This is a genomic window from Streptomyces filipinensis, assembly GCF_014649495.1.
GTDB lineage: Bacteria > Actinomycetota > Actinomycetes > Streptomycetales > Streptomycetaceae > Streptomyces > Streptomyces filipinensis.
Genome location: NZ_BMTD01000001.1, coordinates 1,031,555 through 1,048,342, shown reverse-complemented (window position 1 = coordinate 1,048,342; position 16,788 = coordinate 1,031,555). Strand labels below are relative to the sequence as shown.

Sequence of the window (16,788 nt, the reverse complement as noted above, 5' to 3'; positions counted from 1 at the left end):
ATGTCCCTTCGCCGCGGTTCCCTGACACAGAGTCACGCTAGTGGTGATTCGCGTCACATCGGGAGAGGCGGGAAGGGTGATTCGTGATTCGTGGCGGGCGCCGCCGCGGCGGGGGCTACGCGTCGTCCAGCCCGCGCTCTATGGCGTACCGCACCAGCTCGACCCTGTTGTGCAACTGGAGCTTGCCGAGGGTGTTCTGGACGTGGTTCTGGACCGTGCGGTGGGAGATGACGAGGCGTTCGGCGATCTGCTTGTAGCTCAGGCCCTTGGCGACCAGCCGCAGCACCTCCGTCTCCCGGTCCGTCAACCGGGGCGCCCCGGGCTCGTCGGTGTCCGGGGAGGGCACGGGCTCGGCGGCCAGCCGGCGGTACTCACCGAGGACGAGCCCGGCCAGCCCCGGCGTGAAGACGGGGTCGCCGACGGCGGTACGGCGCACGGCCTCCAGGAGCTCCTCGGTGGAGGCCGACTTCAGCAGGTAGCCGGTCGCGCCGGACTTCACGGCCTCCAGGACGTCGGCGTGCTCACCGCTCGCCGAGAGGACCAGGACGCGCAACCCCGGGTCGTGGCCGACCAGTTCCTTGCACACCTGGACGCCGGGCTTGGCGGGCAGGTTGAGGTCCAGCACGAGGACGTCGGGGGCTGCGGCCATGGCGCGGCGGACCGCCTGTTCGCCGTCGCCGGCGGTCGCCACCACCTCGAAGCCGGACTCGGCCAGGTCCCGGGCGACCGCGTCGCGCCACATGGGGTGGTCGTCCACCACCATCACCTTGATCGGGTCCCGCTGCTCGCTCATCGCCGCTCCGCCTTCTTCCCCCGCGCCCGTGCGGCGCTCTTCGGTACCTTCAGTTCCACTTCCGTGCCCTGCCCGGGGACGGAGACGAGGTCGGCGCTGCCGCCCAGGTCGCGCAGCCGCCCCCGGATCGACTGGGCCACGCCGAGCCGGCCCTCGCCCTCGGCCCGGGCGAGCCGGCCCTCGGGGATGCCGGGGCCGTCGTCCCGGACGGTCACGACGATCTCGTCCGGCTCGTCCTCGACCAGGATCCAGGCCCGGGCCCCGGCCCCCGCGTGCCTGCGGACGTTGTCCAGGGCGGCGCCGACCGCGGCGGCCAGCTCCCGCGCGGCCGGCCGGGGCAGCTCGACCGGCGCCCCGGGCTCGGCCAGGCTCACCCGGGCACCGGCGTACGGCGCCAGCAGGGAGCGCAGATCGAGCGGGGCGTCCGGTTCGTCCTCGTACGGCTCCTCCACGGCCCGCACGAACGCCCCCTCGGAGGCGTCCTCGGACACCCGGGAGACGGGCACCAGACCACCGGAGACCAGCGTGCGCAGCGCCACCTCCTGCTCCCCCGCGAGCCGTCCCAGCTCGGCCGCCTCACCGCCGATGACCGCACCGCGCCGCTGCACCATCGCCAGCACCTGGAGCACCCCGTCGTGGATGTCCCGGGCCAGCCGCTCCCGCTCACGGGTCGCGGCCTCGATCTCCAGGGCACGGGCCAGGGTGCGCTCGGAGGCGCGGGCGACCTCCACGACGTAGCCGATGGCGATCGAGGCCACCCAGACCAGGATCACGTTGTGCACGGTGTCCAGGGCGGGGTGGCCGCGCTCGACCAGGTTGGCGGCCGCCACCGCCGTGGAGGCGACGGCCGCCCAGCGCCAGCCGCCCTTGAGGGCGAAGGCCAGCACCGAACCGGCGGTCCATATCGACGGCAGGGTGGGCCCGTCGCCCGCGATCCGCGCGTGGCTGTCGGCGAGCGGGGTGAGCAGGATGCCGACGAGGGCGATCGTCAGGTCGGCGGCCAGGAAACGCCTGGTGCAGCTCGCCGCGTTGCGCACCCAGGGCAGGGTGGCGAGGGTCCACACGAGCAGGACGGCGTAGTAGGCGACGGCGATCCAGGGGCGGACGAAGTGGGAGTACGCGGTGGCGCACAGACCGATGGCGTACAGCACGGTCAGCACGCGGTAGCCGGTGAGCGCGCGCCACAGCGGCAGCTCGACCGACATCCTCATGACGCGCTCGCGCTTGGGCATGTCCCCCGTCCCCCCGTCCCCTGGAACCCCCCGGGCTCCCCTGCTGCCCGGCTAGCCTTCCGCCTTCTTCTTCTCGGCCTCCCTGGCCTTCTCCGCTTCCTTGGCCGCCTTCGCCGCCTCCGCGATCTGCCGCTTGGCCGCCGTCGCGTACATGTCGACGTACTCCTGGCCGGAGAGCTTCATGATCTCGTACATGACCTCGTCGGTCAGCGCGCGCAGGACGAAGCGGTCGTGCTCCATGCCGTGGTAGCGGCTGAAGTCCAGCGGCTTGCCGATGCGGATGCCGGGCCGCATCAGCTTCGGCATCACCTTGCCGGGCGGCTGGATCTTCTCGGTGTCGATCATCGCCACCGGGATGACCGGCGCGCCGGTGGCGAGCGCCACACGCGCGAGGCCACCGGGCTTGCCCCGGTAGAGCCGCCCGTCGGGCGAGCGGGTGCCCTCCGGGTAGATACCGAACAGCTCGCCGCGCTCCAGCACCTCTATGCCGCTCTTGATCGCGGCCTCGCCGGCGCCGCGCGCCCCGGAGCGGTCCACCGGGAGCTGTCCGACACCCTTGAAGAAGGCCGCCGTCAGCCGGCCCTTGACGCCCGGGGTGGTGAAGTACTCGGCCTTCGCGATGAAGGTGACCTTGCGGTGCAGGACCGAGGGCAGGAAGAACGAGTCCGAGAAGGACAGGTGATTGCTCGCCAGAATGGCGGCGCCCTCGGCCGGTACGTTCTCCAGGCCCTCCACCCAGGGCCTGAAGGCGACCTTCAGCGGTCCCCCGATGGCGACCTTCATCGTCCCGTACAACACCCGTGTGCCTCCTGTTTCCGTCGGACAGACCTTAACCCGGAGGACCGTCAATGGACCCGACGACCCTGGTCGGTGTCAGTGCGGTCGCGTACGGTGAACCACATCCGCGCGTTGTCCCCTCGCCTCTGCCGGCCATCGGTGGGGGCCCTTGCAGAAAACAGGAGCGTCGAAGGTGCCGGTCCTCCCCGGAGCCGAGCCGTACCGCCACGAGGGCGGGGAAGTGGGGGTCCTCCTCTGCCACGGCTTCACCGGCTCGCCCCAGTCGCTGCGCCCCTGGGCGGAGCACCACGCGGCGCACGGCCTGACCGTGTCGCTGCCGCTGCTGCCCGGCCATGGCACCCGCTGGGAGGACATGCAGGTCACCGGCTGGCAGGACTGGTACGCGGAGGTGGACCGCGAACTGCGCGTGCTGTCCGAGCGCTGCTCCCGGGTGTTCGTCGCGGGCCTGTCGATGGGCGGCGCGCTGGCCCTGAGACTGGCGGCCCGGCACGGCGAGCGGGTCGCCGGCGTGGTGGTCGTCAACCCGGCGAACCGCGTGCACGGCCTGTCGGCGTACGCCCTTCCGGTGGCGCGGCATCTCGTGCGGACGACGAAGGGCATCGCCAGCGACATCGCGAAGGAGGGCGCGGCCGAGCTGGGCTACGACCGGGTGCCGCTGCACGCGGCGCACTCGCTGCGGGTGTTCCTGCGCCGGCTGGACGGCGAGCTGCCCCAGGTCACCCAGCCGTTGCTGCTGCTGCGCAGTGCCCAGGACCATGTCGTCCCGGCGGCCGACTCGGCGCGGGTGCTGAGCCGGGTGTCGTCCACGGACGTGACGGAGACCGTGCTGGAACACAGCTACCACGTGGCGACGTTGGACGAGGATGCGGACCGGGTCTTCGAGGAGAGCCTCGCCTTCATCGGCCGGCTCGCACCCGGTGTCGGTGAGGAAGGGACGGCCACAGGTGGCTGAGCACGAGTCCGGCCGCGAGGACCGCGAGGGCCGCGAGCCGGACGAGCAGAAGGTGCCCTTCGACGAGGACGCCGCCTGGCGGGCCATCGTCGCCGGGTACGGCGACGAGCCGCCGGATCCGCCGGGCTCCAGGCCCTTCAAGCCGGTGGAGGACCTGGCGCTGCCGGAGCCGGAGCAGGACGCCGAGAGCGACACCGGCAAGGCACCGGTCCGGCCGCTGGGCAGCTCGGTCTCGTTCGCGCCCGGCGTCGGTCCGCGGGACTACACGGCTCCGGAGCCCTCCGAGGACGACTTCGACGAGGACGACGAGGGCCACTTCGTGCCGCCGGAGCCGCCGCCGCTGCCGGCCGCCGATGCCACGGCGAAGTTCGCGTGGCTGGGCGTCGTCGGCGGGCCGGTCCTGGTGCTGCTCGCGGTGCTGCTCCGCTGGGACATGACCTGGTGGCTGACGACCCTCGGCGTCGGCGGCTTCCTCGGCGGCTTCGCCACGCTGGTGATGCGGATGCGCACGGACGACGAGGAGGACGACGACCCCGGGCGGGGCGCCGTGGTCTGAACTTTGTACAGGTCGCCGTCGGCTCACCTATCGTGAGCCCATGCCGCGTGACACGCTCACCCCGGGACAGATCGTCCGGACCGCCGTGGAGCTTCTGGACGACGAAGGTCTCGAAGGGCTGAACATGCGCAGCCTCGGCACACGGCTGGGAGCCGCGGCGACCGCCGTCTACTGGCATGTGAAGAACAAGGACGACCTCGTGCTGCTCGCCGCCGACCGGGTGTGGCAGGAGATCGAGCTGCCGGCACTCGACGCGGCGGACTGGCGGGGCGCCGCCACGGCGATGGCCGACCGGCTGCGCACGATGCTCGTACGGCATCCGTGGCTGGTGCAGGCGATCGGCTCCCATCTGCTCTACGGCACCGGGAAGGCCCGTTACGACGACCACCTCCTCGGGGTCTTCGAGACCGCCGGGTTCTCGGCGCGGGAGGCGGACCGGGCGGCGGGCGCGGTGGTGACGTACGTGCTCGGGAACGCGCTCGGGGCGTCGGCGATGGCGTCCTTGTCGCGCAAGCTGCGGCGGGCCGGCGAGGACGCCGAGGGGCGGTTCGAAAAGACGCTGGCCGAGGCGGCGAAGGCGGCCGAGGGGTTTCCCCGGCTGCGGGCGCGGCTCGATACGAGTGCGGCGACGGCCGCGGGGTACGCCGACGCACCGGACGGGACCTACGCGGCCGGGTTGCGGGCGCTGCTGGAGGGGCTGCGGCCTGACGCGGTGCGCGGCGCCGGCTGAACGAGTCATGGGCGCCGCTCGCCGAGAGGTGCCGCCGATGAGCGCCCCGAAGGGGCGCGGGGAACCGTGCGACCAGCCCCCCACGCGCCCGCAGCCGTGTGGAAACGGTCAGACCCGGCTGAAGAGGCGCCCTGCCAGGTCGACCCCCGTCACCGTGCCGTCGGCCGCACGGGAGAAGAAGCCCCGCTGGCCCTTCAGGCCGCCCTCGACGACGAGGTACTCGTCCCCGGGCAGGAAGCCGATCTCCGCCGCCGGACAGTCCGGCGGCATCTGCGCGGCGGACGCCGCGCGGATCTCCGGCTTGATGCCCACGGCCAGCGTGAGCCGGCCGTCCTCGGCCACGATGTCGAGGTTCATCGCGTCGATCTCGTACCGCCCGGCGGCCTCCCGCGCCCGCCCCTCGTCGTACGGCAGCGGCTCGGGCTCCCGCTCGACGACACCGAGGAAGAGCTCCAGCGCCTGCTTCAGCACCGCCTGGTTGAACTGGTAGCCGTCCGGGCCGGCGTTGGCCAGCGAGACGACGGCGAAGTCCCGTCCGGGCACCAGGAGGAGCTCGGCGAACTGCCCGTTGCCCGAGCCGCCGTGGCCGACCATGCGTACGCCCTCCACGTCCCGCAGGAACCAGCCGATACCGAAGGCGTCGCCGAGGGTGCTGCCCCGCAGTGCGACGGTCGGTTCCTGCATCCGGCGCAGCGACTCGGCGGCCAGCACCCCCTCCCCGTCGCCCAGTTGGAACCGCGCCCAGCGCAGCAGGTCGCTCGCCGAGGAGACGATGCCGCCGCCGGGGTTGTTGCCGCGCAGTCCGGCCCGCCAGGACTTCCAGGGGCGGGCGAGGGTGAGGGTGCCGTCCTCGGTGCGGTGGTGGCCCGTGGCGAAGCGCCGGACCACGACGTCGTCGAGGTCGAAGACGGTGTCGGTCAGGCCCAGCGGCCGCAGCACCAGATCGGCCAGCGCCTCCTCGAACGTGCTGCCGGTGACGTTCTCCACCACCCGGCCGAGCAGGTTGTACCCGGCCTGGCTGTAGGAGGCCCGGGCACCGGGCGGCGCGATCAGCGGCAGCCGGTCCAGCTGTGCGACGAACGCGGCGAGCGAGCCGTCGCCCTCGTCGGCGTCGACCAGGTTCCAGTCCAGGCCGGCGGTGTGGTTGAGCAGGTTCATCACGGTGATCCGGGCGGCGGTGTCCTCGTCGGCGAGGCGCAGCTCGGGAACGTACCGGCGGACCGGTGCGTCGAGGTCCACCCTGCCCTGCCCGGCCAGGCGCAGCAGCGCGGTCGCCGTGAAGCTCTTGCTCACCGAGGCGATCGGGAAGAGCGTGTGCTCGTCGACGGGCAGGGGGTGTTCCACGTTCGTCACGCCGTGCGCGACGTGGATTTCCTCGCCGCCCGTCAGCACGGCGACCGCCGCCCCCGGCACCCCGTACTCCTTCGCCGCCGTCTCCACGAACGCGGCCAACCGCTCACGCCTGCCGGACATCGGACTCCCCCTCCTGGTCACCGGGACCAAGCGACTTGAACTAAGTACAGGAAGGACTGTAGGCGAGCATGGGGAGGCGCACAAGACGTTTCCTGTACTTAGTTCAAGGAGTCTCACGCCCCGGGTACGCGCAGTGCCGCCAGCACCGGGAGGTGATCCGTGGCCGCGTCCAGGTCGGCCCGGGTGACACCGGGCTGGTCCAGCGGGACCCCGCAGCCGAGCGCCTCGATGCCCTTCGTCGTGAAGACGGCGTCGATGCGCTCCGGGGGCTCGCTGTGCGGCCAGGTCTCCTCGCCGCCCCAGGGGGCGACGGCCCGGCAGTCCTTGAGGGTCGCGGAGACCAGGCGGAAGGCGGGGCCGTCGGGACCCTCGTTCAGGTCGCCGCCGGCGACGACGTGTTCCACACCCAGGGCGGCGACCCGGTCGAGGAGCAGGCCGGCCTGCTCGTACCGCTCCGTGTCGTCCAGGCTCAGATGGCAGCTGATCACGCCCAGCCGGGCCCCGCCGAAGCGGATCACCGCGGTGGCGAGGCCGCGCCGGTGCAGGCCGGGGGTGAGGGGCAGCAGGAGGTCCTCCGTCCGCTCCACGGTGGCCCGCAGCGAGCAGAGGATCGCCGGACCCGCCGCGGTGGCGCCGCCGGTGAGGATCACCTGGCCGCAGGCCGCGGCGAGACGGGCGAGCTTCTTGCGCCAGCGGAAGAAGCGGGGGGCTTCCTGGATCAGGACGAGGTCGGGGGCGCAGGCGGTGATCACTCTCGCGAGGGCGTCGGTGTCGTCGCGCATCGAGCGGATGTTGTAGCTCAGGACGCGGATGACGGACGAACCGTCCGCTTCCGTGCGGGAGTTGGGGAGCAGGGGGGTTGCCATGCCGTCAATGTACGACGCGCTCGGGGCGGGGGCGCCCAACAACTCGGGGCGCGGGGTCCGCCGCGACCGCCGGTGGTGGATGGCTGGTCGCGCGGTTCCCCGCGCCCCTGAGGTCGGCGCAGCGGCCGCAGCAGAGAAGGGGACGTCACATGATCGGGTCGGGCTCCCGGGCCAGGTCGGCCGCGCCCACCAGGCCTGCCTTGTTGCCGAGCTGGGCCGCGATCACGTCGGCCACCGGACGCCAGTTGCCGCCGACCAGCCAGCGCTTGTAGGACTTGCGGATCGGGTCGAGGACCAGTTCGCCCTCGTCGGACAGACCCCCGCCGACGATGAACGCGGACGGGTCGAAGAGGGAGGCCAGGTCCGCGAGGCCCGCACCGGCCCAGCGGGCCAGCTCGCGGTAGGAGTCGACGGCCACCGGGTCGCCCTGACGGGCGGCCATGGAGATGTGCTTGCCCTCGATGCCGTCGGGGGTGCCGTCACCGAGACCGAGCAGGATCTCGGCGCTCTCGGGGGTGGCGTTGGCGCGCTGCTTGGCGTACCTGACGAGCGCGCGGCCCGAGGCGTACTGCTCCCAGCAGCCCTGGGAGCCGCAGCCGCACAGCAGGCCGTCCGGGACCATCCGGATGTGACCGAACTCCGCGGCCACGCCGAAGTGGCCGCGGCGCAGCTTGTTGCCGATGATGATCCCGCCGCCGAGGCCGGTGCCGAGCGTGATGCAGATGACGTTGCGGTGGCCCTTGCCGGCGCCGAACTTGTACTCGCCCCAGGCGGCGGCGTTGGCGTCGTTCTCGACCACGACCGGGAGGCCCACGCGGGCCTCGACCTTCTCCTTCAGCGGCTCCTGGCGCCAGTCGATGTTCGGCGCGAAGTACACCGTGGAGCGCTGCCGGTTCACGTAACCGGCCGCACCGATACCCACGCCGACGATCTCGTGCCCGGCGCGGGCGCCCTCCACGGCCGAGGCGATGGCGTCCACGATGCCCTCGGGCGTACCCGGGGTCGGCACCTTGAAGGTCGAGAGGATGTTGCCTTCCTCGTCGACCACGCCGGCCGCGATCTTGGTGCCGCCGATGTCGACGCCGATGGTGAGTCCCATGAATCCCTCAGTTTCGGTCGAGCCCCGCTACGGCCAACCGTACCCGAGGCCCTGCTGGAGGAGGGCTTCAGTCCAGGTCGATACGTTCCCCTGGGCCGGTGCCCTCGCCCCGGTCGCGCCGGCCGTCCGGCCCCTCGCGGGTGAGGTCGTCGGCCGTGCGGGCGGTCCAGCGCTGCTCCTGGGCCTGGACGGCCGAGCGGTAGGCGGCGAGCAGTTCACCGCCGGCCGCGGCCAGGTGGTCGAAGACGTCCGGGTTGCGGTCTATGACGGGCTCGACGGCGGCCTTGGCCTGCTGGACGACCTGGCGCACCACCTGCTGGGCGGCCGGTCCGGCGAGGCCGCCGAGCAGCGGTGACGAGAGGCCGGAGAGCTTGTCGGCCACCGTGTCCACGAGTTTCTTCAGTTCCTCGGCGGCCGAGCCCGGCTCCGGGCCGTACTCGGTGCGGCGGCGGGCCTTCTCGGCGGCGAGGTCCTCGGCGCAGGCCGTGGCCCAGGCGTCGGCGTCGGCCGCCCGGCCCTGCTCCTCGGACGAGTCGGATGCGGGACGCTCTTCGCTCATGGCGGACTCCTGACTACGGTTCGCCCTTACGACGTTACCTGAACGGCCGTATCCGGTTCACCGGCCGCCGGCGGGCCACAGGCCGGGGTCCGGGGCGAAGCGGATGCGCAGCTCGCCCTCGCGCAGGGCGGCGCCGGCGACGGTGCAGCGGCGCAGGGCGGAAGGCAGCGGCACGAGCCGGCGGAAGGGGCCGGCGGTGATGACGAGTTCGTCGCCGCGCCGGATCAGGTCCAGCTCGTCCCGTATCGCGCCGGGCAGCGGGATGTGCCAGACCAGCACGCCGTCCTCGGCGATCCGGTCGGCGACGGGCCACTCGGGCGGGGCGGGCGACGGGTTGACGGCGGGCAGGTCGAGGGCGCCGAGGTCGTCGGTGCCGCGCGGGTCGCGCCCGAGGTGGGGGACGGGGTGGACGTCGTACGGCTCGTCCTGCCAGTCGGCGAGCGTCTTGCGCTGCTGGGCGAGGAGGGAGGAGAACCAGCTGTCGCCGGTGGCCTCGGGCAGGACGCGGTTGGCGATCAGGGCCTCGGTGCGCAGGGCGCGCAGGGCGAGGCCGAGGCGGCCGGCGCGTACGGCGTCGGCACCGGCCGGGCCGGGTTCGGCGACCAGGCGTACGACGGTGTCCCGGTCGGCGAGGACGGCCTCGACGGCGGCCAGTTCGACGTCCCAGCGGGCCGCGGTCTCGTACAGCCAGTCGGCGGGCATGGGGACACCGGCCAGCCGGCCGAGGACGGGGCGCAGGGCGCGGGCCGCCTGCCGCTCGGGCGGGAGCAGACGGCGCAGGTAGCGGCGCAGCTCCTCGGGGAGCGAGAGGAGGGCGAGGGCCTGCGGCAGGGGCGGGAGGTCGACGACGAGGAGGTCGTAGCGCTCGCAGAGGGCGGCGTCGCGCAGGGCGCGCAGGAAGGACAGCTCCCCGGCGCCGGGCAGCGGGGTGACCTCCTCGGCGTCCAGCCGGGCGGCGCCGAGCAGGTCGAGGACGTTCGCGGCGCGGGTCTGGAAGGCCGTGAGGTCCTGGCGGAAGCGTTCGGCGGCGTCCGGGCGCCAGGCGGTGAGGTTCGCGGCGGCCTCGACGGGGGCCGGTCCGGTCGCGGAGCCCAGTGCAGCGCCCAGGGTGTCGGTGTGGTCGGCGCTGAGCAGGAGGGTGCGGGTGCCGTCGGCTGCGGCGCGCAGTGCGGTGGCGGCAGCGATGGTCGTACGACCGCTGCCGCCTGGGCCCGTGATCAGGATGGTGCGCATGAGGCTGAACGGTACCGCCGTGCGCGGGTGCCGGACCGCGGTGACTACTTCTCCCCCGACTCCACCCTCTTCTTCAGGCCCGCCAGGGCGCGGTCGATGATGACCTTCTCCGCCTTGCGCTTGATCATGCCGAGCATGGGGATCTTGACGTCGACCGTGAGGAGGTAGGTGACCTCGGTCGTGGCGGGGCCCGCGGGCTTGAGGATGTACGAGCCGTCGAGCGAGCGGAGCATCTGGGACTTGACCAGGGTCCAGGAGACCTCGTTGCCGCCGGTCCAGGTGTAGGCCAGCGTCTGGTCGTCCTTGATGGCCCCCGCGTCCATGACGAGGCGGACCTGCTCGGCGCGGCCCTGGTCGTCGGTCCTGAGGACCTCCGCCTCCTTCACCTCACCCGTCCAGTCCGGGTAGCGGGCGAAGTCGGCGATCACCCCCATGACGTCGGCCGGTGCCGCCTCGATCGTGATGCTCGAGCTGGTGTGTTCCGCCATCGCCGTGGCTCCTCCAGATGCGGGCCGGTACAGAGGTCGTGTGCGCACGTGTGTGCAGCGTGAAGGCTACCGCGCCGCCGACCTGCCGCCTTCACCCATGTCCCGCCGGTCACCGTCCATGGCCTGCCGACGACCATCCATGGCCTGTTGATCACCATTCGAGCGCCCAGGGCCGGCCCGTCCCGGCGAAGTGGCCCACGTTCACGCACTCGGTCGCGCCGATCCGCATCCGGGGGGTGAGCGGCTGATGGACGTGTCCGAAGAGCGAGTAGCGGGGCTTCGTCCGGCGGATCGCGGCCAGCAGGGCGCGGCTGCCTCGTTCGAAGCGGCGGGCGACGGTGTCGTAGACCAGCTCGGGGACCTCCGGCGGGATGTGGGTGCACAGCACGTCGACCTCGCCGACCGCCTCGATCTTCGCGGCGTACTCCTCGTCACCGATCTCGTACGGCGTCCGCATGGGGGTGCGCAGACCGCCGCCGACGAAGCCGAAGGTCCAGCCGCCGATCTCCACCCGTTGGCCGTCGAGGACGGTGGTGCCCGGCCGGGCGTACTCCCGCCACAGGGGCGGCATGTCGACGTTGCCGTAGGTGGCGTACGTCGGGGTGGGGAACGCGGCGAACAGCTCGGCGTACTGCTTGCGGACCGCCTTCTCCATGGCCCCGGCCCGGTCGGCGCCGATGCCGCCCCACAGCCGGGCGCCGAACTCCCGGGCCTCCTCGAAGCGGCGGGCGGTGCGCAGCTCGACGATCCGGTCTGCGTTCTCCTTGCCGAACAGGTCCGGGAAGATCCCGCGCGAGTGGTCGGCGTAGTCGAGGAAGAGGACGAGGTCGCCCAGGCAGATCAGGGCGTCGGCACCCTCGCCGGCCCGGGCCAGGTCACGGACGTTGCCGTGCACGTCACTGACGACGTGCACGCGCGTCCTTCGGTTGCCGGAGCGTGTGGATGCCATGGCGATCAAGCGTAGGCCCGTGGGATGTGCGTGAACAGTGTCGGTCCGGCCTGCGGTTACTCGCCGGTCGGTTCAGCCGTGGACTACTGTGCGCGAAGGAACGCCAACATGTGTGACGCAGCGAACATCTCACCGGAACCCCCTGTCGGGATCGCCATACCGGCGGGTAACGTCCGGGCCGTCCAGTCGTGCTCTGGATTTCAACGACCGAAGACCCGAGCACCAGCCCGAGCCTTGGACCGCACCGTCGCATCACACAGTGTCGTGGCGCCGGCGCCCTATGAGGAGCAGCAGTCTTGCGCGAGTTCAGCCTTCCGGCTTTGTACGAGGTCCCTGCCGACGGCAACCTGACCGACATCGTCCGCAGAAACGCCGCGCAGCATCCCGACGTCGCCGTCATCTCCCGCAAGTCCGGTGGTGCCTGGCAGGACGTGACGGCCCGGGAGTTCCTCGCCGAGGTGCACACCGCCGCCAAGGGCCTCATCGCCGCCGGGGTGCAGCCGGGCGACCGGGTGGGACTGATGTCCCGCACCCGCTACGAGTGGACGCTCATGGACTTCGCGATCTGGAGCGCGGGCGCGGTCACGGTGCCGGTGTACGAGACCAGCTCGCCGGAGCAGGTGCAGTGGATCCTGTCCGACTCGGGCGCGACGGCGTGCGTCGTGGAGCTCGACAACCACGCGGCGGCCGTGGAGTCGGTGCGCGAGTCGCTGCCCGCGCTCAAGCACGTCTGGCAGATCGAGGCCGGGGGCGTGGAGGAGCTGGGCCGGCTCGGGCAGGACGTGTCGGACGAGACGGTCGAGGAGCGCAGCTCGCTCGCCAGGGCCGACGACCCGGCGACCATCGTGTACACGAGCGGTACGACCGGCCGCCCCAAGGGCTGTGTGCTCACCCACCGCAGCTTCTTCGCCGAGTGCGGCAACATCGTGGAGCGGCTGCGCCCGCTGTTCCGTACCGGCGAGTGTTCGGTGCTGCTCTTCCTGCCGCTCGCGCACGTCTTCGGCCGGCTCGTGCAGATCGCCCCGATGATGGCGCCGATCAAGCTGGGCTGCGTCCCGGACATCAAGCACCTCACCGAGGAGCTGGCCGCCTTCCGGCCGACGCTGGTCCTCGGTGTCCCGCGGGTCTTCGAGAAGGTCTACAACTCCGCGCGGGCCAAGGCCCAGGCGGACGGCAAGGGCGCGATCTTCGACAAGGCCGCGGACACCGCGATCGCCTACAGCAAGGCGCTGGACAGCCCGTCCGGCCCGGCGTTCGGCCTGAAGGTCAAGCACAAGGTCTTCGACAGGCTGGTCTACAGCAAGCTGCGCGCGGTCCTCGGCGGCCGGGGCGAGTACGCCATCTCCGGCGGCGCCCCGCTGGGCGAGCGGCTCGGCCACTTCTTCCGGGGCATCGGCTTCACGGTGCTGGAGGGCTACGGCCTGACCGAGTCCTGCGCGGCGACCGCGTTCAACCCGTGGGACCGGCAGAAGATCGGCACGGTCGGCCAGCCGCTGCCGGGCTCGGTGGTGCGGATAGCGGACGACGGCGAGGTGCTGCTGCACGGCGAGCACCTGTTCAAGGAGTACTGGAACAACCCGGGTGCGACCGCGGAGGCGCTGGCCGACGGCTGGTTCCACACCGGTGACATCGGCACGCTGGACGAGGACGGCTACCTCAAGATCACCGGCCGGAAGAAGGAGATCATCGTCACCGCGGGCGGCAAGAACGTGGCTCCGGCGGTGATCGAGGACCGGATCCGGGCGCACGCGCTGGTCGCTGAGTGCATGGTGGTGGGCGACGGGCGGCCGTTCGTGGGCGCGCTGGTCACCGTCGACGAGGAGTTCCTGGGCCGTTGGGCCGCCGAGCACGGCAAGCCCGCGGGTGTCACCGCGGCGTCGCTGAAGGACGACCCGGATCTGCTGGCGGCGATCCAGGCGGCGGTCGACGACGGCAACGCCGCGGTGTCGAAGGCGGAATCGGTGCGGAAGTTCCGCATTCTGCCCTCCCAGTTCACGGAGGAGTCGGGCCACCTCACCCCGTCGCTGAAGCTCAAGCGGAACGTGGTGGCGAAGGACTACGCGGACGAGATCGAGGCGATCTACACCAAGTAGGGCCGCCCTCGGCGGTACTGACGGAGCGTCATGGCGCGGTGTCCTCGGCGAGGACCCGCGCCATCGTGCGTTCGGCGAGTGCGGTGATGGTGACGAAGGGGTTCACGCCGATGTTGCCGGGCACGAGCGAGCCGTCGGTGACGTAGAGCCGCGGGTACCCCCTCACCCGGCCGTAGTCGTCGGTCGCCTTCCCGAGGACGCAGCCGCCGAGGGGGTGGTACGTGAAGTCGTCGGCGAAGACCTTGCCGCCCGAGCCGAACAGGTCGTACCGGTAGATCGTGAGGTTGGCCAGGTTGATGCGGTCGAAGAGCTTCTTGGCCATGGCCACCGACACCGCGCTCTGGTCGGGCCGCCAGCCGAGCTTCACCGCGCCGGAGGCGGAGTCGTAGGTGAAGGACGCCCGTTCGGGGTTCTTGGTGATCGCCAGGTAGAGGCTGATCCAGTGCTCGAACCCCATGGGCAGCGGGGCGATCTCGGCGAAGACGGGGTTGTCGGCGTTGGCCCAGTCGTCGATGCCCATCACCGGCATGGTGGCCTCGTCGGCGCCGACGGTGTCCCAGACGTGGTTGGCGCGGCCGAGCATGGTGTTGCCGTTGGTGCCCCAGCCCGCGCCGACGGCGGGGTTCAGGTCGGGCAGGGTGCCGGTGTCCCGGGCACGGACGAGGAGTTCGGTGGTGCCGACGCTGCCGGCGCCGAGGAACAGGTAGGTGCAGCTGTACTGCTTGGTCTCGACGACCGTACCGGTGACGTCGATCCGGTCGGCGGTCAGGACGTACGAGCCGTCGCCCGCCCGGCTGACGGACTTCACCCGCTCCAGGGTGTGGAGGGTGACGTTCCCGGTGCCGAGGGCCGCGGCCCAGTAGGTCTTGTCGAGGCTGCGCTTGCCGTGGTTGTTGCCGTAGATGACCTCGCCGGCGAGCGCGGACTTCGTGGCCGTACCGGCGGCCTCCCGCTGCATGTAGCCGAAGTCGTAGACGTTCGGCACGAAGGTGGTCCTCAGGCCCGCGTTGCCGGCGGCCTTCCGGGAGGTGCGGGTGAACCGGTACCACTCGGTGGACTCGAACCACGCCGGGTCGATGGTGTTGACGCCGAGCATGGCGCGGGCCCGCGGGTAGTAGGTGCCGTACATCTCGTCGGCGTCCACGGTCGGGAACTGCTCGGTGAAGTACGACTTCAGGGGCGTGACCGCCATGCCGCCGTTGACGAGGGAGCCGCCGCCGACGCCACGGCCGACGTAGACGGACATGTTGTCGTAGTGCACGCGGTCCAGGGCGCCGGGGTAGGGGCTGATGTCCTTGTTGACCACGTCCAGCCAGAGGAAGGTGGCGAGCGGGGCCTCGGTGCGGGTGCGGAACCACATGGAGCGCTGGTCGGGGGCCGAGGTGGAGCAGAAGATCTTGCCGTCGCTGCCGGTGGTGTTCCAGAGCCGGCCCATTTCGAGGACGAGGGTGCGGATGCCGGCCTGACCGAGGCGGAGGGCGGCCACGGCGCCGCCGTAGCCGGAGCCGATGACGATCGCGGGCGCGGATTCGGCCGCGTCGGGCTCGGCGGCCCGGGCCGACTGGAGGCCGATGCGGGTGAAGCCGAGGGTCGCCGCCGTCTGCAGGGCAGCCATACCGAGTATGTGACGTCTCGTCAGCTGACGTCTCATCAGGTTTGCTGTCATGGGCGCAGCATGGGCGGATTACGGGGTTCCGCCAAGAGTCGCCGCATGAAGGGGTGGGTGCGCGTCGTCGGCGGCCACGGGCCGTGCGGGCTGACCGCGCCCACGCGGCGGAGCCGCACATGGATACGGCCCCGCGCCCCTCACGGGGCGCTGCACTACAGCAGTGCCTTCAACCTCTCCGCGAGCAGGTCCCAGCGCCACTTCTCCTCGACCCACTGTCTGCCTCGCTCGCCCATGCGGCGGCGCAGCCCGGGGTCGCCCAGCAGGGGCACGATGCGGTCGGCGGCCTCCTCGGGGGAGCCTCCCCGGACGACCCAGCCGGTCTCCCCGTCGAGTACCGCGTCGGGCGCCCCGCCCGAATCACCGGCCACCACCGGCAGGCCGGTGGCCGAGGCCTCCAGGTAGACGATGCCCAGGCCCTCCACGTCCAGGCCGCCCCGCCGTGTGCGGCAGGGCATGGCGAAGACGTCGCCCGCGCCGTAGTGGGCGGGGAGCTCGGACCAGGGGACGGCGCCGGTGAAGCGGACGCGGTCGCCCACCCCGGTCTCGGCCGCCATCCGCCGCAGATCCCGCTCGTACGGCCCGCCGCCCACGATCAGCAGCACGGTGTCCGGCTCGGCGGCGAGGATGCGGGGCATGGCCCGGATGAGGGTGTCCTGGCCCTTGCGCGGGACCAGGCGGGAGACGCAGACCACGACCGGGCGGTCGGTGAGACCGAGGCGGGCGCGGATCTCGTCGCCGCCGGAGGCGGGGTGGAAGGTCTTCTCGTCGACCCCGGGCGGCAGCTGGACCATCCGCCGGGCCGCGTCCGGGGTGAGCGCGGTGGCGATGCGGGAGCGGGTGTACTCACCCAGATAGGTGAGCGTGTCCGTCGATTCACCGATCCGGCGCAGCAGCTGCCGGGCGGCGGGCAGCTGGGCCCAGCCGGCCTCGTGGCCGTGGGTGGTGGCCACCAGCCGTTCGGCCCCCGCCCCGCGCAGGGCCGGGGCCATGAGGCCGAGCGGGGCCGCCGCGCCGAACCACACCGAGGTGCAGCCGTGCTCGCGCAGCAGCTCCACCGCCCGCCGGGTCGCCCGCGGGGTGGGCAGCAGCATGGTCGTACGGTCGCGTACGACGGTGAAGGGCTGCTCGGCGTCGAAGGCGACGGTGGCCTCGACGCCCTCCCGGCCGCGCTTCCAGGTGGAGGCGTAGACGACCAGCCGGCCGGGGTCCAGGCGGAGGGCCATGTTGTGCAGGAATGCCTGGATACCGCCCGGCCGGGGCGGGAAGTCGTTGGTGACGATGAGGGTCCTGTGCATCGC

Annotated in this window: 16 protein-coding genes; 4 read left to right on the top strand and 12 right to left on the bottom strand. The window is 72.2% G+C overall.

Annotated elements, in window-relative coordinates; translation table 11 throughout:
- Window positions 1-115: 115 nt before the first annotated feature.
- Genes IE244_RS04730 through IE244_RS04720 form a run of 3 tightly spaced genes read right to left on the bottom strand, consistent with a single transcriptional unit; the run spans window position 116 to window position 2,808 of the window.
- Complete coding sequence (locus IE244_RS04730) at window positions 116-793, bottom strand: response regulator (RefSeq protein WP_191871305.1); 678 nt, start codon at window positions 791-793, stop codon at window positions 116-118.
- On the bottom strand, window positions 790-2,025 hold the full coding sequence (gene macS, locus IE244_RS04725; RefSeq protein ID WP_191871304.1) for a MacS family sensor histidine kinase: 1,236 nt from the start codon (window positions 2,023-2,025) through the stop codon (window positions 790-792). The genes IE244_RS04730 and macS overlap by 4 nt, the downstream gene beginning before the upstream one ends.
- 51 nt (window positions 2,026-2,076) lie before the next feature.
- Window positions 2,077-2,808: a lysophospholipid acyltransferase family protein gene (locus tag IE244_RS04720; protein ID WP_051926857.1), complete on the bottom strand. Its 732-nt coding sequence runs from the start codon at window positions 2,806-2,808 to the stop codon at window positions 2,077-2,079.
- A 187-nt stretch (window positions 2,809-2,995) separates the two neighbouring features.
- On the opposite strand from IE244_RS04720, the gene IE244_RS04715 reads away from it, so the two are divergent.
- From IE244_RS04715 to IE244_RS04705, 3 genes are read left to right on the top strand one after another with little or no spacing between them, the layout of a single operon-like run.
- The gene (locus tag IE244_RS04715; RefSeq protein WP_191871303.1) at window positions 2,996-3,775 is read left to right on the top strand and encodes an alpha/beta hydrolase; all 780 of its coding nucleotides are present in this window, start codon (window positions 2,996-2,998) and stop codon (window positions 3,773-3,775) included.
- On the top strand, window positions 3,768-4,331 hold the full coding sequence (locus IE244_RS04710; protein WP_191871302.1) for a hypothetical protein: 564 nt from the start codon (window positions 3,768-3,770) through the stop codon (window positions 4,329-4,331). Before IE244_RS04715 ends, IE244_RS04710 begins: the two co-directional genes overlap by 8 nt.
- Before the next feature lie 40 nt (window positions 4,332-4,371).
- Entirely contained in the window at window positions 4,372-5,061 is a 690-nt protein-coding gene (locus tag IE244_RS04705; RefSeq protein WP_191871301.1) for a TetR/AcrR family transcriptional regulator, read from the top strand.
- A 108-nt stretch (window positions 5,062-5,169) separates the two neighbouring features.
- On the opposite strand, the gene IE244_RS04700 is transcribed toward IE244_RS04705, so the two are convergent.
- The 7 genes from IE244_RS04700 to IE244_RS04670 form a co-directional block, all read right to left on the bottom strand.
- On the bottom strand, window positions 5,170-6,534 hold the full coding sequence (locus IE244_RS04700) for a serine hydrolase domain-containing protein (protein WP_191871300.1): 1,365 nt from the start codon (window positions 6,532-6,534) through the stop codon (window positions 5,170-5,172).
- 113 nt (window positions 6,535-6,647) lie between these two features.
- A complete protein-coding gene (locus tag IE244_RS04695; protein ID WP_191871299.1) occupies window positions 6,648-7,400 on the bottom strand; it encodes an endonuclease/exonuclease/phosphatase family protein in 753 nt (250 codons plus the stop codon).
- Between the two features lie 145 nt (window positions 7,401-7,545).
- Complete coding sequence (locus IE244_RS04690; RefSeq protein WP_191871298.1) at window positions 7,546-8,499, bottom strand: ROK family glucokinase; 954 nt, start codon at window positions 8,497-8,499, stop codon at window positions 7,546-7,548.
- A 67-nt stretch (window positions 8,500-8,566) separates the two neighbouring features.
- Window positions 8,567-9,058: a DUF5304 domain-containing protein gene (locus tag IE244_RS04685; RefSeq protein ID WP_191871297.1), complete on the bottom strand. Its 492-nt coding sequence runs from the start codon at window positions 9,056-9,058 to the stop codon at window positions 8,567-8,569.
- Window positions 9,059-9,115: 57 nt separating this feature from the next.
- Window positions 9,116-10,291, bottom strand: coding sequence for an ArsA family ATPase (locus IE244_RS04680; protein WP_191871296.1), 1,176 nt, complete (start codon window positions 10,289-10,291; stop codon window positions 9,116-9,118).
- 44 nt (window positions 10,292-10,335) lie between these two features.
- Complete coding sequence (locus IE244_RS04675; RefSeq protein ID WP_031166595.1) at window positions 10,336-10,779, bottom strand: SRPBCC family protein; 444 nt, start codon at window positions 10,777-10,779, stop codon at window positions 10,336-10,338.
- 151 nt (window positions 10,780-10,930) lie between these two features.
- A complete protein-coding gene (locus tag IE244_RS04670) occupies window positions 10,931-11,728 on the bottom strand; it encodes a metallophosphoesterase family protein (protein WP_191871295.1) in 798 nt (265 codons plus the stop codon).
- Between the two features lie 296 nt (window positions 11,729-12,024).
- Between IE244_RS04670 and IE244_RS04665 the strand changes: the two genes are divergently transcribed.
- Window positions 12,025-13,821, top strand: a complete 1,797-nt coding sequence (locus tag IE244_RS04665; RefSeq protein ID WP_191871294.1) for an AMP-dependent synthetase/ligase — start codon at window positions 12,025-12,027, stop codon at window positions 13,819-13,821.
- A gap of 28 nt (window positions 13,822-13,849) precedes the next feature.
- Here the strand turns inward: IE244_RS04665 and IE244_RS04660 are convergent, their stop codons facing one another.
- Both IE244_RS04660 and IE244_RS04655 read right to left on the bottom strand, forming a co-directional pair.
- Complete coding sequence (locus IE244_RS04660) at window positions 13,850-15,472, bottom strand: GMC oxidoreductase (RefSeq protein ID WP_506005162.1); 1,623 nt, start codon at window positions 15,470-15,472, stop codon at window positions 13,850-13,852.
- A 170-nt stretch (window positions 15,473-15,642) separates the two neighbouring features.
- Window positions 15,643-16,785, bottom strand: coding sequence for a glycosyltransferase family 4 protein (locus IE244_RS04655; RefSeq protein ID WP_191871292.1), 1,143 nt, complete (start codon window positions 16,783-16,785; stop codon window positions 15,643-15,645).
- Window positions 16,786-16,788: the final 3 nt, after the last annotated feature.